This is a genomic window from Brevundimonas sp. D3-1P, from assembly GCF_055809335.1.
In genome coordinates this window covers 3048017-3061417 of the sequence record NZ_CM147908.1, presented here as the reverse complement: position 1 = coordinate 3061417, position 13401 = coordinate 3048017, and the positions used below count along the sequence as shown (strand labels likewise).

The window sequence follows — 13401 nt, the reverse complement described above, 5'->3', positions numbered from 1 at the left end:
TGCTCGCTCTAAGAGCATGATCGGGAGGGGGTGAAAAGTGCTGGCGAGCAAGGGGTGAGCCGCCGGATCGACGGCCGTGCGAACGCTCACCTCTCGCTCACTGGCACTCCTCACCCGACGCCTTTCAGTCGCCTACCTGCTCGCGCTCGACCGGCGCGGGCGGCCCGGCCTCGTCCTCGTTCAGCAGGCGGCCTTCGCGGCGGGGCTTGATGTAGGGGGCGGGCTGGGGCGTGGGCAGATTGCCGCGCATCAGCTGGCGGCCGGCGGTGACGCCGCCGGTCAGTTGCAGGTCCAGGCGGGCGTCGTCGCGGCGGCGCACGTCGCCGATGGTCTCGGCCGCCTCGTGCTCGTCCAGGCCCAGTTCGATCAGGGCGCGCTCGCCGAACTTCAGGGCGGATTCGAAGGTCTCGCGGATCTGGTAGTCGACCCCCGCCTGGATCAGCCGGATCGAATGGCCCCGGTCGAAGGCGCGGGCCATGATGCGGGTGGTCGGAAACTCGGACTTGACCAGTTCGACGATGCGGTCGGCGGCCTCGGGCTTGTCGACGCAGACCAGGACGATCTCGGCCTGCTCGGCGCCAGAGGCCCTCAGCGTGTCCAGCCGCGTGCCGTCGCCGTAATAGACCTTGAACCCGAACTGGGAGGCGGCCTGGATCATCTCCACGTCGTTCTCGATGATCGACACGTCCACGTCGCGGGCCAGAAGGGGCTGGGACACCACCTGGGCGAAGCGGCCGAAGCCGATGATCAGCACCTGCCCGCGCAGGTCCTTGGCGAAATCGACGCCGTCCGCATCCTCGGCGGACACGACGGGCTTGGGCAGGAGGCGCGCGATCAGCAGCGAGGTCAGGGGCGTCAGCGCCATCGACAGGATGACCACCGCCGACATCATCGCCCCGATGCGCGCGTCGAACAGGCCCGCCGCGACGGCCGCGCCGTACAGGACGAAGGCGAATTCGCCCCCTTGGGCGAACAGGCCCGCGCGCTCGACCGCCTCGTGGCGCGAGGCCTTGAACAGGCGCGCCACCGCATAGATGCCCACACCCTTGACCAGCATGAAGGCCACGACGCCGCCGATCACCAGACGCCAGTCGGCGACGACCACCGACAGGTCCAGCGACATGCCCACCGACAGGAAGAACAGGCCCAGAAGGATGGCGCGGAACGGCTCCACATCCGCTTCGAGCTGATGGCGGAAGGTCGATTCCGACAACAGGACCCCGGCCAGGAAGGCGCCCATGGCCATCGACAGGCCGCCCAGCGACATGGCCCAGGCGGCGCCGACCACGACCAGCAGGGCCGCCGCCGTCATCACCTCGCGTCCGCCATAACGCGCCAACAGGCGGAAGATCGGATTGACCGCATAGCGGCCCGCCAGCAGCACCCCGCCGACCGCCGCGACGGCGAAGCCGATGGTCCGCCATAGCGGCGGCGCATGTTCGGTCGCCTGTCCCGTCACAGAGGCCAGGACGGCGACAATGGCCAGGAGCGGCACGATGGCCAGGTCTTCCAAGAGCAGGATGGAGACCGCCCGCTGGCCCGGCCCGCCCGCGATCTCGCCCCGCTCCTCCAGCATCTGCATGATGACGGCGGTGGAGGACAGGACGAAGCCCATGGCGCCGACGAAGGCGACGGGCGCGGAAAAGCCCGCCAGCATGGCCGTCAGCGTCAGGATCAGGCCGCAGAACAGCACCTGGGCCGCGCCTAGGCCGAAGATTTCCTTTCGCAGGCCCCACAGCCGCTTTGGCCGCATCTCCAGCCCGATGATGAACAGGAAGATGACCACGCCGAACTCGGCGACGTGCAGGATGGTCTCGGGCTCCCGAAAAAGTTTCAGCCCGAACGGGCCGATGGCCAGCCCCGCCGCCAGATAGCCCAGCACCGACCCCAGTCCGACGCGCTTGAACACCGGCACGGCGATGACGCCCGCCGCCAGCAGGGCCGCCGCCGCGCCCAGATCCAGTCCCGCCGTCGCCTCGGCCATCGCGTCCCCTCAAGCTTGATTTCCTATTGTGGGGCGCGCGCGGCGCGATTGCGAGGGACGCCAAAGACACGGCGACGGATCCGGCGACGCCTGGCGTCCTCGGCGCCACAGTTTCGCCCCAGGACCACAGATCACTGTTGTCGGACAAGCAACCGGAGGATGCCATGTCGCGCCTGCCCAGGATCGCCGCCCTGTCGCTGCTCGGCGTCTCGCTCGCCGCCCCGCCCGCCGCCCTTCCGACGGGCGCTCTGGCCCAGCCGATGGACGGCGAGGCGACGCCCGCCGCCTGCCGCCCGCTGGGGTTCGAACTGGCGCCGGCCGCCACGCCGCCGGTGCTTAGGCCCGCCCGCGTCGCGCCGCCCCCTGTCGCACTACCGGGCCCGCCGCCTCCGCCTGCACCGCCTCCTCCGCCCCCGCCGCCCCCGCCTCCGGCCCCGCCCGCGCCGATGCGGCCGCCCCTGGTTCAAAACTCGGCCAGCGGTCCGGTCGCCTTGGACGCGGTCGTCGTCAGCGGCTCGCGGGTCATGCCAGGCATGACGCCGCCGGCGACGGACACCGAACGCTATCCCGACGCGACGCCCAATCCGGTGAAGCGGACCAGCGATCAGCCGATCTCGACCTTCTCCATCGACGTGGACACGGCCTCCTATTCCAATGTGCGGCGCTTCATCGACGAAGGCCGCGCGCCGCCCAGGGACGCGGTGCGGGTCGAGGAGCTGATCAACGCCTTCGACTACGACTACGCCCGGCCGACCAGCCAGACCCGCCCATTCGCGGTCACAACCGCGGTCGCCGCGTCGCCTTGGGCTGAAGGGCGTCAGATCGTGCACATCGGGCTTCAGGGCTACGAGCTGCCGGCGGATCGGCGACGGCCGCTGAACCTGACCTTCCTGGTCGATGTCTCCGGCTCGATGCGGTCGGCCGACAAGCTGGACCTGGCCAAGAAGGCGATGAACCTGGCCATCGACCGGCTGCGGCCCCAGGACACCCTGGCCGTCGCCTATTACGCCGAGGGCGCGGGCACGACCCTGGCGCCCACGCCGGGGGACCAGAAGCTGAAGATGCGGTGCGCCGTGGCCAGCCTGCGCGCCTCGGGCGGCACGGCGGGGGCGGCCGGCATGACCAACGCCTATGACCAGGCCCAGGCCAGCTTCGCCCGCGACAAGGTCAACCGCATCCTGATGTTCACCGACGGCGACTTCAACGTGGGCGTCACCGACGACAAGCGGCTGGAGGACTATGTCGCCGACAAGCGCGGCACGGGAATCTATCTGTCGGTCTATGGCTTCGGGCGCGGCAATTATCAGGACGCGCGGATGCAGACCATCGCCCAGGCGGGCAATGGGGTCGCGGCCTATGTCGGGGACCTGAGGGACGCGCGCCGCCTGTTCGGCCCGGCGTTCGACAAGGGCGCCTTCCCCATCGCCGACGACGTCAAGATCCAGGTCGAGTTCAACCCCGCCCGCGTCGCCGAATGGCGGCTGATCGGCTACGAGACCCGGTTGCTGAACGAAGAGGATTTCACCAACGACCGGGTGGACGCCGGCGAGGTCGGATCGGGCGCCAGCGTCACGGCGCTGTACGAGATCACCCCCGTCGGCGGCCCGACGCAGATCCCCGAGCGGCGCTATCCCGACAACCGCATCGGGGTGGGCGGCGGCGATCCGAACGGCGAGATCGGCTTCATCCAGGTGCGCTACAAACAGCCGGGCCAGAGCCGGTCCGAATTGATCCAGCAACCCCTGGCCAACCGCGCCGCCTCCCCCGTCGGCGCCCAGCCGCCCGAGGCCACGCGCTGGGCCATCGCGGTCGCCGCCTTCGGCCAGAAGCTGCGGGGCGATCCCTGGATGGCCGCCGACTACGGCTGGGACCGGATCGTCGATCAGGCGCAAGGGGCCAGGGGCGAAGACCCCTATGGCGACCGGGCCGAGTTCGTCCAGCTGGTGCGGGCGGCCGCGAGCCTGCCGTCGCCCGGGACGCCCTGACCGGAACCGCCACGCTCGCGGCGGGTTTTCAGCGCGACCTTCACCTCAAAGGAAACCCGCCATGAAGATTCGCGACGTGATGACCAAGGACGTTCACCTGGCCCGTCCCGGCGACACGATCCAGGACGTCGCCGGCCGCATGGCCAGGGGCGGCTTCGGCTTCGTGCCCGTGGCGGACGGCGACCAGCTGATCGGCACGATCACCGACCGCGACATCGTCGTGCGCGCCCTGGCGACCGGCGCCGCCCCCAGCGCGACGGTGGTGGAGTTCATCACCCGCGACGCCCAGACGGTGCTGGACACCGACGATCTGAAGGTCGTGCTGGACCTGATGGGATCCAAGCAGATCCGCCGCGCGCCGGTCGTGGACAAGCACGGCCGCGTGGTCGGCGTGGTGTCGCTGGGCGACCTGTCGACGCGGGTGAAGGAGAAATACGCCGGCGAGACGCTGGAAAGCATCTCGCGTTAAGTTCTGCGTAACCGCGCCCCGACACCGGGCGTCAAGGATCGTCGTTCATCCTGTCCGTTCAGTCGGAGACGGTCATGGCGCGCGCGCAGTTCCAGAAGGGTCAGAAGGTCTGGGTCGAATGCGTCGGCGCCTGGGCCTTCGTCGAACAGGTCCAGCCGGTCTGGGCCAAGGGGTTCGACGAGCCCGTGCGCGTCACCTATGACGTCGGCCTGGGGCGCGAATTCACGGCCGCCGAATTGCGGCTGGCCGCCGACGATCCGACGACGGACCAGGCCCCGGGCGACTGGCGCGTCCTGCGGGCGCGCAACAAGTGGCAGCAGCCCGAGGATTGCCTGCATCATCCCCAGCCCGGCAGCTATCCGGTGGTGGTGACGGATCGGGCTGACTGGGGCGGCTGGCGCGTGCCGGGGGCGGAATACGACCGCGACCCTTGGCGGATCGAGCGCCAGGCCAGGCTGATCGCCGCCGCGCCGAAGCTGATGCAGGTCGCCCAGGCCCTGGCGGATCTGGTGGCGGAAAACCCCGAGGACGCCCCGCCCCCCGTCCTGGCCCTGGCGCGCCAGGCCCGCGACGTCCTGCAAGGGGTGAACCGGGTGCTGGAACCCGCGCCCGAACCCCTGCCCGCCCCCGCCGTTCCGGCCTGAATCCGGCGAAAACGCCCCGCGAAGGGTCGACACGAATCCGCGACGCAGCCTAGATTCCCCTTCTCAGCGGATTGGCCGGGAGGGGCGAGCGTGCGCGACGCGGAGCGGCGGGAACAGGGGCCGGGGCGACGCGCCTCGGACCGCGCCCCGGGCGCGCCGGCCTGGCTGCGCATCGCCGTCCTGGCGCTGGCCCTGCTATCGACAGGCTATGTGCTTCTGGCGTCTCGGGAAATCACCCGACCGACGCGCGAGGCGGGGCGGCTGGCGGCCGAGAACCTGGCGCTGAGCGCCCAGCTTGCGGCCAGCCGGACCCAGGGCCTGCTCCAGATGGCCGACGCCGGCCTGGCCGCGGGGGCCGGCGCCCTGGCCGCGGGCCGCACCCCCGCCGAGGCGGTCGAGGCCGCGCGCCGCGCCGCGCCGCAGGTCGGCTTCGCCCTGGTCGGGCCCGGCGAGGCCGTCGCGGCCAGCGTCGGCGACGGCGCCATGACGGCCGGATCGACGACGACGCCCGCCGGCCGTCTGGAGGCGCGCATCGACCCGCCGCTGGACGACGCCCAGGGGATGCGGATCGTCTCGCCCGCCGGCGTCGTCCTGGCCTCTCCGCGCGCCGCCGAGATCGGCCAGCCGATCCGCGCCCTGATCGGCGCGGACGCCGCCCTGCTGGAAAGCCTGAGCACGCCCGCGCCCCTGTCGATCGCGGGTCGGGACCGACTGGCGGCGGCGGCCCGGGCGGGGGCGGACGGTCCCTATGTCGTGGCGGTGTCGAACGATGCGCCCGCAGCCCTGACGGACGACGCCTGGCTGATCGGCGCGCCCCTGCTGCTGGGCCTGGGGGTGGTGGGCCTGTTCGCCTTCCACGCCCTGCGGCGCAACCGCCAGCACCGCGAGCGCGTGGCCACCGAAAAGCGGTTCCGCATCGCCGTGGAGGCCGCGCGGTGCGGGGTGTGGGAATGGGACCTGGCCAGGAACGAAGTCTCCCTGTCCGACTATATGGCCACCCTGTTGGGCTTCCAGCGCGGCGGGGTCGCCACGGCCGACGAGGTGATCGCCCGCGTCCATCCCCGCTTCCACGAGGATTTTCGCCACGCCCTGCGCCAGGCCGCGGCCTATGGCGCCTTCGAGATCACCTTCCCCGTGCCGGGCGCGAACGGGCGCACGCGCTGGATCGACGCGCGGGGCCAGGCGCGGGGGCCGCGCGGCGACGCCGGCTTCACCGCCATTCTGGGCGTGGCGCTGGATATCACCGAGGCCCGGCGCGCCCGCGCCGCCGCCCAGGCCGCCGAGAGCCGGCTGCGCGACGGGGTGGAGAGCATCTCCGAGGCCTTCGTCCTGTTCGACCGCCAGGGACGGCTGATCCTGTGGAACCAGGCGTTCGGGGACGCCTTCGGTTTCGACCACGGAGTGGTGCGGCGCGGGGCGATGAAGGACGAGTTGAACCGCATCGCCGGCCTGGCGATCAAGGCGGAGCATCCGGCGGCCGGAGGACGGGCGGGCCTGCGCGAGGTCGAACTGCACGACGGGCGCTGGCTGCAGCTGTCCGAACGGTTCACCTCCGAGGGGGGCTCGGTCGTCACCGCCGCCGACATCACCGCCATCAAGCGCCAGGAGGCCGAGCGCCGCCGCGCCGCCGACGACCTGCGCGCCACGATCGACCAGCTGGAATCCAGCCAGGAGAAGCTGTCGCTGCTGGCCCGCAAATACGAGGTCGCCATGACCCGGGCCGAGGCCGCCAACCAGGCCAAGTCCGAATTCCTGGCCAATATGAGCCACGAACTGCGCACGCCGCTGAACGCCATCAACGGCTTTTCGGAGATCATGGCCAGCGAGCTGTTCGGGCCGCTGAACGAGAAATACAAGGGCTACGCCGCCGACATCCTGAAGTCGGGCCAGCATCTGCTCAGCCTGATCAACGACATCCTGGACATGGCCAAGATCGAGGCCGGCAAGATGACCCTGCACTACGAGCCGGTGTCCTTGCGCGAGGTGTGCGAGGACGCGGTGCGCCTGATGCGCGGCAAGGTCCAGGAGGCGGGGCTGAAGATCGCGGTCGAGGCCGGCGACCTGCCCGACATCCAGGCCGACCACCGGGGCGTCAAGCAGGTGATGCTGAACCTGATCTCGAACGCCGTGAAGTTCACGCCCGAGGGCGGCTCCATCGTCGTGTCGCTGAAAGCGTTCGTCGGGGCGGCGGGCGAAGACCGCATCCGCGTCGCCTGCGCCGACACCGGCATCGGCATCGCGCCCCAGGATCTGGAGCGCCTGGCCCGCCCGTTCGAACAGGTCGAGGGCCAGCACTCCAAGACCACCCAGGGCACCGGCCTGGGCCTCGCCCTGACCAAATCCCTGATCGAGATGCACGGCGGCCAGCTGAGCATGGAAAGCCAGCCGGGCGTCGGCACGGTCGTCAGCTTCGACCTGCCGGTCAAACGCCCCGACCAGACGGTGCAGCCGATCCGGGCGGCGTTCGCGGCGTAGGCGTCTGCCTGATGCTAATTTAGCCGGGAAGCGATATCGCTTTTCGACCCGTTGCGGACGCTGGCAACGCCCGCTTAGGAGGATGCGCATTATCGTTGCTTTGCGGAGCCACGGACACCTGAACCATGAACACGCTCAGTATCGTCAATGTTTGGGTCGTCGCAAGCGTGCTTGCATTTGGTGGTTGCAGCGACACCTCCAACCGAAAGCCGCTGAAAATTCTGATGGACGCTAATTACGCGCTTCCAGACCAAGCATGTGAACCCATGACAGCGGACGACGAGCGACGTGCCCAAACTGCACTCCAAGTCATGAGTGATTTTCCCCGCCACGCATCCATCTATAGTGGAGCGATGGACGTTTTCGGACACCCGAAGAACCTCGGGGATCCACTCCGCTACTGCGTCTCCTCCGATTTGAAAGACGAAGTCGTCAGACGGACAACAGCGTCGTCAGCATGGAGCTGGGGGCTACCCGGCCTTAGTCGGCTGGCGCTAGCGAATGAACTAGGCCCCCGTGATCCCAGCATAGTGCGCGACGTGGCCGGAGCAGCCTTTCTTAATCGCCCCATTGAAGAGGGTCCCTTTTCCGACATTCGCCCCAAAGCTCGCTCAGTGTTGGCTAGCTTTGGTGTCGCCGCAGCGCCGTGGAAGGAAGAAGCGCTTTCATCGATGAACGCGAAGGACGCGATGGGAACATCAGCGGCTCAGGTCGCGGGAGCCTCCGGCGATCCTAAGGCGGTCAATCTCGTGGCGGCCTTATTCCGCGAGACGCTCGACAACGTCCCGGCGGAAGGGGCGATACCGGTCGAATCAGGCGAGCGTCTCGTCGAGCTGTCGTTCGCATTGGGGGTCGCAGGTTCGCGCGCTCGCAGCCATGCGGCGTTGCTAGTTGAATTCTTGAACCGTGATGTTTTGAAAGGCTCGCATTTCGGATTGCTGGCGCTTCCACCAGAAGACGTTTGCCGTGTGCTTCAGGTGATCGGCGGCCCAACGGCGATGCAGGCCGTGGAAGGACCAAGGTGCCAATCCTCACCTGCCGCCTGACTTCGATCTTGCGCTAGCCACTCATTGCGGACGCCTGCAAAGTCCGTTGAGGAGGCCCGCAGCAGGCCCTAAACCAACTCCACGCCCATCGCGGTGGCTTCGCCGCCGCCGATGCACAGGGCGGCCATGCCGCGGGTCTTTCCGTGGGCTTTGAGGGCGGAAAGCAGGGTGGTCAGGACGCGGGCGCCGGAGGCGCCTAGCGGGTGGCCCAGGGCGCAGGCGCCGCCGTTGACGTTGATCTTGTCGTGGGGGATGCCGAGTTCCTGCATGGCGATCATCGGCACGATGGCGAAGGCCTCGTTGACCTCCCACAGATCGACGTCGTCGGCGCTCCAGCCCGCCTTCTTCAGCGCCTTCTGCAGGGCGAACACGGGGGCGGTGGTGAACAGGTGCGGCTCGTGGGCGTGGGCCGCCTGGCTGACCACGCGGGCGACCGGCGTCAGGCCCAGGGCCTCGGCGGTGGACTGGCGCATCATGACCAGGGCGGCGGCGCCGTCCGAGATCGAGGCGGCCGAGGCGGCGGTGATCGTGCCGTCCTTGCCGAAGGCGGGCTTCAGATTGGGGATCTTGGAGGGGTCGGACCGCGTCGGCTGTTCGTCGCGGTCGACGGCGACGGGGCCCTTGCGGGTCTTGACCTCGACCGGGGCGATCTCGGCGTCGAAGGCGCCCGTTTCCTGGGCGCGCTTGGCCCGGCCGGCGCTTTCGGTCGCATAGGCGTCCTGCTGCTCGCGGGTGAACTGATAGGCCTTGGCCGTGTCCTCGGCGAACTGACCCATCAGCTTGCCGGGTTCATAGGCGTCCTCCAGCCCGTCCAGATACAGGCTGTCGGAAATGACGTCGTGGCCGATGCGCGCGCCGCCCCGGTGCTTTTGCATCAGATAGGGGGCGTTGGTCATCGATTCCATGCCGCCCGCCACGATGATGTCGGCCGAACCGGCGGCCAGGGCGTCGCGCGCCATCATCGCCGCCTGCATCCCCGAGCCGCACATCTTGTTGATGGTGGTCGCCTCGGTCGAGACGGGCAGGCCCGCCCCCATGCCCGCCTGACGCGCCGGCGCCTGGCCCAGGCCCGCCGGCAGGACGCAGCCCATGATGATCTGCTCGACCTTGGCCGGGTCCAGCCCCGCCCGCTCCAGCGCCGCCTTGACCGCTGCGGCGCCCAGGTCGGTGGCCTTGGCGTCGGACAGCACGCCCTGGAAACCGCCCATCGGCGTGCGGGCGTAGGAGACGATGACGACGGGATCGGCGGACGACATGATGGTTTCCTCTCGTTTGCGGCGACAGATAGCGATCCGCCGCGATCAGGAGAAGTGCAGCCGCCGATACTTGCCCCGGAAATACAGCAGCGGGTCGCGACGCGGCTCGAACCGGGCGCGGGTCACGCGGCCGATGATGACCAGATGGTCGCCGGCCTCGACGATCCGGTCCGTGGCGCATTCGAAACTGGCCAGGGCGCCCGACAGGATGGGGACGCCGGTGTCCCATGTCTCCCAGGCCACGTCCTGGAAGCGGTCGCCCGAGCGGGCGAAGACGCCCGAGGTCGGCTGCTGGCCGATGTGCAGGACGTTGATGGCGAAATGTTCGGCCTGGCGGAAGCTTTCGACGTTGGTGGACGACCGGGCCAGGCAGAACAGGATCAGCGGCGGGTCCAGCGACACCGAGGAGAAGGAGTTGGCGGTCAGGCCGACGGGCTGGCCCGTCTGATCCCGCGTCGTCACCACCGTCACCCCGGTCGCGAAACAGCCCAGGGCGTCGCGCAGGGTGCGGGGGTCGGAGCCGGCCAGGTAATGCAGGGCCTCGCGCGGGGCCTGACGCTCCAGAAAGCCCAGGATTGCGGCGTTCTCGGCCTCGGCCTGGTCCGGGTCGTCGCGCCGGGCCGCCGTCAGCAGCGGCAGGTCCAGGGCCGCCAGCTCGGGCCGGGCTTCGGCGTCCGCGTGGGAGGTCGTATCCGCCGTCACGACCACCAGGCCGCTGGCCAGGGCCGGGCCCGTCACCTGCAGGGCCGGGATCACCGTCGGCAGGCCGGCCTGCGAACAGATCAGGGCGGGCCGGGACGGCAGGTCGGTCAGCAGCCGTCGCAGCGCCGCGGCCTCGTCCTCGCTGGCGGCGGGGACGACCACGACGCGCCGTCCCGCCTCCACCAGGGCGCGCACCGACCGGCGCCAGTCGGCGAACAGCGATTCGGGCGCGCCGATCAGCAGGACGATGGGGTCCTCGGGGTCGCCCCAGCCCTGAACGTCCTGGGCCGCCCTATCCGCCATAGGCGCGCCCGCCGCCGCCGAAGCCGCCGCGCGAGACGACGGTGGTGCGGCTCTGCACCCGCGCCGGGGCCTGGCGGGCGACGTCGCCGTGCTCGCGCGCATTGGTCAGGGTCTTGCCGGTGCGGTAGTCGCGGTAGGCGTATCCGCCGCCATAGCCGTTCGACAGCCGGCCCTCGCGGTCGCGATACAGCGGTCCGCCGCCGCGATAGCCGCCGCCGTTCAGCATCTGGCCGACGATGAAGCCGGTCAGCAGCGGGGTGAAGAAGGAGCCGCCTCCCTGATTGTTCGGCTGGCACTGGGACGGCCCCCACTGGCCCTCGCACTCTTCGCGGGTGGCGTAGCGCGGCGCGGTCTTGGCGGCCTCTTCCCGGGCCTTGGCCAGGGCGGCGTCGCATTCGTTGTCGGGAATGTCGTTGGCGGCCCTGCACTCGTCCAGCGACTGATAGGCCAGGGTCGGTTCGGGCTCGGGCGCGGGGACACGCTGGGGCGAACCGCAGGCGGCCAGCGAGAAGCTGGCGGTCGCCATCAGGCTGCTGACGTGCAGGACGCGCGATCGCTTCAGCCGGCGCATGGTGTCGGTTTTGGCCAGGTTCTGGGGAAGATCGGTCATGGCGGTCACGACGTCATGCAGGCGGCGTTGAGCAGGCCGACGCAGATGGAGATGGAGGCCAGATAGACGGCCGCGGCGATCTCGCCCGCCTCGATGCGGACGACCAGGTTGCGGAAGGCCATGCGGCTGATGGCGACGAAGACGACGATCTGGATCACCCCGGCCAGCAGGGCCCAGGCGGCGAACTCCATCAGGCTGACCGTATGCGACAAGGCCGAGGCCAGCGGCAGGACATAGCCGACCAGGGCGCCGCCCAGCGCAATGGCGGCGGCCGTGTTGCCTTCGCGGATCAACGTATGCTCGTGATAGGGCGTGACCCACTGATAGATCAGCTTGAACGCCAGGGTGAAGGCGCCCGCCAGGACGAAGGCGATCAGGAAGGCGATCGCCCCCTGCTGAAAAATGAACCAGTCGAACATCGGTCTTGCCCCTCGGATTGCGCGCTCAGGCGCGGAACTCGGCCATTTCCAGCGGAATGCCGATCATGATTTCGTGTGTGGTGTCGCCGCCCTCGGGCTGCTGCTCCAGGGCCAGCATCAGTTCGCGACCGCCGCCCAGCTCGCGCGCATAGAGCATGCAGGTCTGGAAGATTTTGGCGTAGGGCGTGGTCGCGGCGCGGTCGTCCCAGATCGTCTCCCACAGGGTGACGGGCGGCTGGATGGCGTCGCTCTCGGCGAACCAGAACCGGGGATAGTCGAGCAGCTCCTCGGCCGCGCCATGAAACACCGGCGCCGACAGGCGGTCGCGCCAGATGCGGCGTTCGCGCTCGCCCGGCGGATAGGCCGAGGTCCAGGGCGTGAACAGGCTGAAGTCGTAGGATTCCAGCCCCGCCTCGTCGTCGCTCATGGCCTGAAGCATGACGTGGTCGTCGGTGTAGAAGCGATGAACGAACTGGCCGCTGTCCAGGCTGACCAGCCCCTGCGCCGAGATGTCGAGCACGTCGCGATCCAAAGCGAAATGGGTCTCGTCGCCCAGCCGGCGCCAGGCCAGCGGATCCAGCGACACGGTCCGGCCCACGGTGATGTTGCGCACCGTCGCCAGCCGATTGGCGGGCGGCGCTTTCTCCGACGATCCGAAAAGCTTCTTGAACATGGGCGACTATCTAGGCCCGATCCGCGCCGACGGCGAGCGAACAGCGACGATGCGACCGAATGAGGCGGTTCATGCCGCGACATTCGGTCCGATCTTGCGCCAAGTCAAGCGTTCATGTTACGTGTTTCATGTAACGACATGCCAGCCGCCGCCCCGCCCCTCTCCTCCGCCGCCAACGACCGCATCCGTGCGTGGCGACAGGCGCGTCGCGAGGCGGGGCTGGTCAAGCTGGAGCTTTGGGTGCCGGCCGCCGCCCGCGACGACGTCAAGGCGGCCGTTCGCGCCATCGTCACCGATTCCACGCGCGGGCCGCAGCTTGCCGGCCGGCCCCGCCAACCTGCTTCCGATGCCATCCCCCCTGGAGACCACCACCAAATGGACGCCGTGATCGAAACCCCCTGGACCGTGCCCGCCATCAAGGCGGCGCTGGACGGGTCCGCCCTGCTGCGCGAGGGCGAAATGAGCCTGCGGGTGCTGGAAGGCGCCGAGCCGGTGCTGCTGGCCACCATGCACGAATACGGCGACCTGCCGGTCTATCTGAGCGTCGGCGGCGCCCAGATCGTCTGTTCGGTGCTGCTGTGGCCCGTGTCGGAACAGGCCGACCGCCACGCCTTCAACGAATTCCTGCTGAAGGCCCAGCGCGTGGTGCCCCTGTCCAACTTCGCCATCACCAATGTCGGCGGCGAAGACGTGTATGAGTTGATGGGCGAACTCTCTTGCAAGACGACGCTTCAGACCATCCTGATCGAACTGCGCACCCTGGCCGAGAATGCGATCGACGCCACCGAACTGCGTGAAACCTTCGGCGCCGACGCCGCCTGATCCCGGAAGACCG

12 protein-coding genes are annotated in these 13401 nt (G+C 69.5%); 6 read left to right on the top strand and 6 right to left on the bottom strand.

The window, feature by feature from the left end; all coding sequences use genetic code 11:
* Positions 1-124 precede the first annotated feature (124 nt).
* Positions 125-1984: a monovalent cation:proton antiporter-2 (CPA2) family protein gene (locus AC0L6G_RS15475; protein ID WP_473252596.1), complete on the bottom strand. Its 1860-nt coding sequence runs from the start codon at positions 1982-1984 to the stop codon at positions 125-127.
* 164 nt (positions 1985-2148) lie between these two features.
* Here AC0L6G_RS15475 and AC0L6G_RS15470 point away from each other — a divergent pair, with 164 nt between their 5' ends.
* The 5 genes from AC0L6G_RS15470 to AC0L6G_RS15450 all read left to right on the top strand — a co-directional run bounded on the left by AC0L6G_RS15470 (position 2149) and on the right by AC0L6G_RS15450 (position 8603).
* Positions 2149-3969 (top strand): vWA domain-containing protein, encoded by a 1821-nt coding sequence (locus tag AC0L6G_RS15470; protein WP_473252595.1) that lies wholly within the window; start codon positions 2149-2151, stop codon positions 3967-3969.
* 61 nt (positions 3970-4030) lie between these two features.
* Positions 4031-4438, top strand: coding sequence for a CBS domain-containing protein (locus tag AC0L6G_RS15465; protein WP_291538937.1), 408 nt, complete (start codon positions 4031-4033; stop codon positions 4436-4438).
* 74 nt (positions 4439-4512) lie between these two features.
* Positions 4513-5082 (top strand): hypothetical protein, encoded by a 570-nt coding sequence (locus AC0L6G_RS15460; protein WP_473252594.1) that lies wholly within the window; start codon positions 4513-4515, stop codon positions 5080-5082.
* Positions 5083-5172: 90 nt separating this feature from the next.
* On the top strand, positions 5173-7557 hold the full coding sequence (locus AC0L6G_RS15455) for a PAS domain-containing sensor histidine kinase (protein WP_473252593.1): 2385 nt from the start codon (positions 5173-5175) through the stop codon (positions 7555-7557).
* A 125-nt stretch (positions 7558-7682) separates the two neighbouring features.
* Positions 7683-8603, top strand: a complete 921-nt coding sequence (locus AC0L6G_RS15450) for a hypothetical protein (protein WP_473252592.1) — start codon at positions 7683-7685, stop codon at positions 8601-8603.
* 68 nt (positions 8604-8671) lie between these two features.
* Here AC0L6G_RS15450 and AC0L6G_RS15445 read toward each other — a convergent pair whose 3' ends face one another.
* From AC0L6G_RS15445 to AC0L6G_RS15425, 5 genes are read right to left on the bottom strand one after another with little or no spacing between them, the layout of a single operon-like run.
* On the bottom strand, positions 8672-9859 hold the full coding sequence (locus AC0L6G_RS15445; protein ID WP_473252591.1) for an acetyl-CoA C-acyltransferase: 1188 nt from the start codon (positions 9857-9859) through the stop codon (positions 8672-8674).
* Positions 9860-9904: 45 nt separating this feature from the next.
* Positions 9905-10864, bottom strand: a complete 960-nt coding sequence (locus tag AC0L6G_RS15440; protein WP_293826292.1) for a flavin reductase family protein — start codon at positions 10862-10864, stop codon at positions 9905-9907.
* A complete protein-coding gene (locus AC0L6G_RS15435) occupies positions 10854-11474 on the bottom strand; it encodes a DUF1190 domain-containing protein (RefSeq protein ID WP_293826290.1) in 621 nt (206 codons plus the stop codon). The genes AC0L6G_RS15440 and AC0L6G_RS15435 overlap by 11 nt, the downstream gene beginning before the upstream one ends.
* Positions 11475-11479: 5 nt before the next feature.
* Complete coding sequence (locus AC0L6G_RS15430) at positions 11480-11893, bottom strand: DUF350 domain-containing protein (protein WP_293826288.1); 414 nt, start codon at positions 11891-11893, stop codon at positions 11480-11482.
* A 25-nt stretch (positions 11894-11918) separates the two neighbouring features.
* Positions 11919-12566 carry a YjfK family protein gene (locus tag AC0L6G_RS15425; protein ID WP_293826285.1) on the bottom strand — a complete coding sequence of 216 codons (648 nt, stop codon included), beginning with the start codon at positions 12564-12566 and terminating at the stop codon, positions 11919-11921.
* Between the two features lie 138 nt (positions 12567-12704).
* On the opposite strand from AC0L6G_RS15425, the gene AC0L6G_RS15420 reads away from it, so the two are divergent.
* On the top strand, positions 12705-13388 hold the full coding sequence (locus AC0L6G_RS15420; RefSeq protein ID WP_293826283.1) for a YjfI family protein: 684 nt from the start codon (positions 12705-12707) through the stop codon (positions 13386-13388).
* Positions 13389-13401 lie beyond the last annotated feature (13 nt).

Bases quoted from the DNA above. Each gene is read 5' to 3' on its own strand.
- AC0L6G_RS15475 (WP_473252596.1), bottom strand. From the start codon at position 1,984: ATGGCCGAGGCGACGGCGGGACTGGATCTGGGCGCGGCGGCGGCCCTG.
- AC0L6G_RS15470 (WP_473252595.1), top strand. From the start codon at position 2,149: ATGTCGCGCCTGCCCAGGATCGCCGCCCTGTCGCTGCTCGGCGTCTCG.
- AC0L6G_RS15465 (WP_291538937.1), top strand. From the start codon at position 4,031: ATGAAGATTCGCGACGTGATGACCAAGGACGTTCACCTGGCCCGTCCC.
- AC0L6G_RS15460 (WP_473252594.1), top strand. From the start codon at position 4,513: ATGGCGCGCGCGCAGTTCCAGAAGGGTCAGAAGGTCTGGGTCGAATGC.
- AC0L6G_RS15450 (WP_473252592.1), top strand. From the start codon at position 7,683: ATGAACACGCTCAGTATCGTCAATGTTTGGGTCGTCGCAAGCGTGCTT.
- AC0L6G_RS15445 (WP_473252591.1), bottom strand. From the start codon at position 9,859: ATGTCGTCCGCCGATCCCGTCGTCATCGTCTCCTACGCCCGCACGCCG.
- AC0L6G_RS15440 (WP_293826292.1), bottom strand. From the start codon at position 10,864: ATGGCGGATAGGGCGGCCCAGGACGTTCAGGGCTGGGGCGACCCCGAG.
- AC0L6G_RS15435 (WP_293826290.1), bottom strand. From the start codon at position 11,474: ATGACCGATCTTCCCCAGAACCTGGCCAAAACCGACACCATGCGCCGG.
- AC0L6G_RS15430 (WP_293826288.1), bottom strand. From the start codon at position 11,893: ATGTTCGACTGGTTCATTTTTCAGCAGGGGGCGATCGCCTTCCTGATC.
- AC0L6G_RS15425 (WP_293826285.1), bottom strand. From the start codon at position 12,566: ATGTTCAAGAAGCTTTTCGGATCGTCGGAGAAAGCGCCGCCCGCCAAT.
- AC0L6G_RS15420 (WP_293826283.1), top strand. From the start codon at position 12,705: ATGCCAGCCGCCGCCCCGCCCCTCTCCTCCGCCGCCAACGACCGCATC.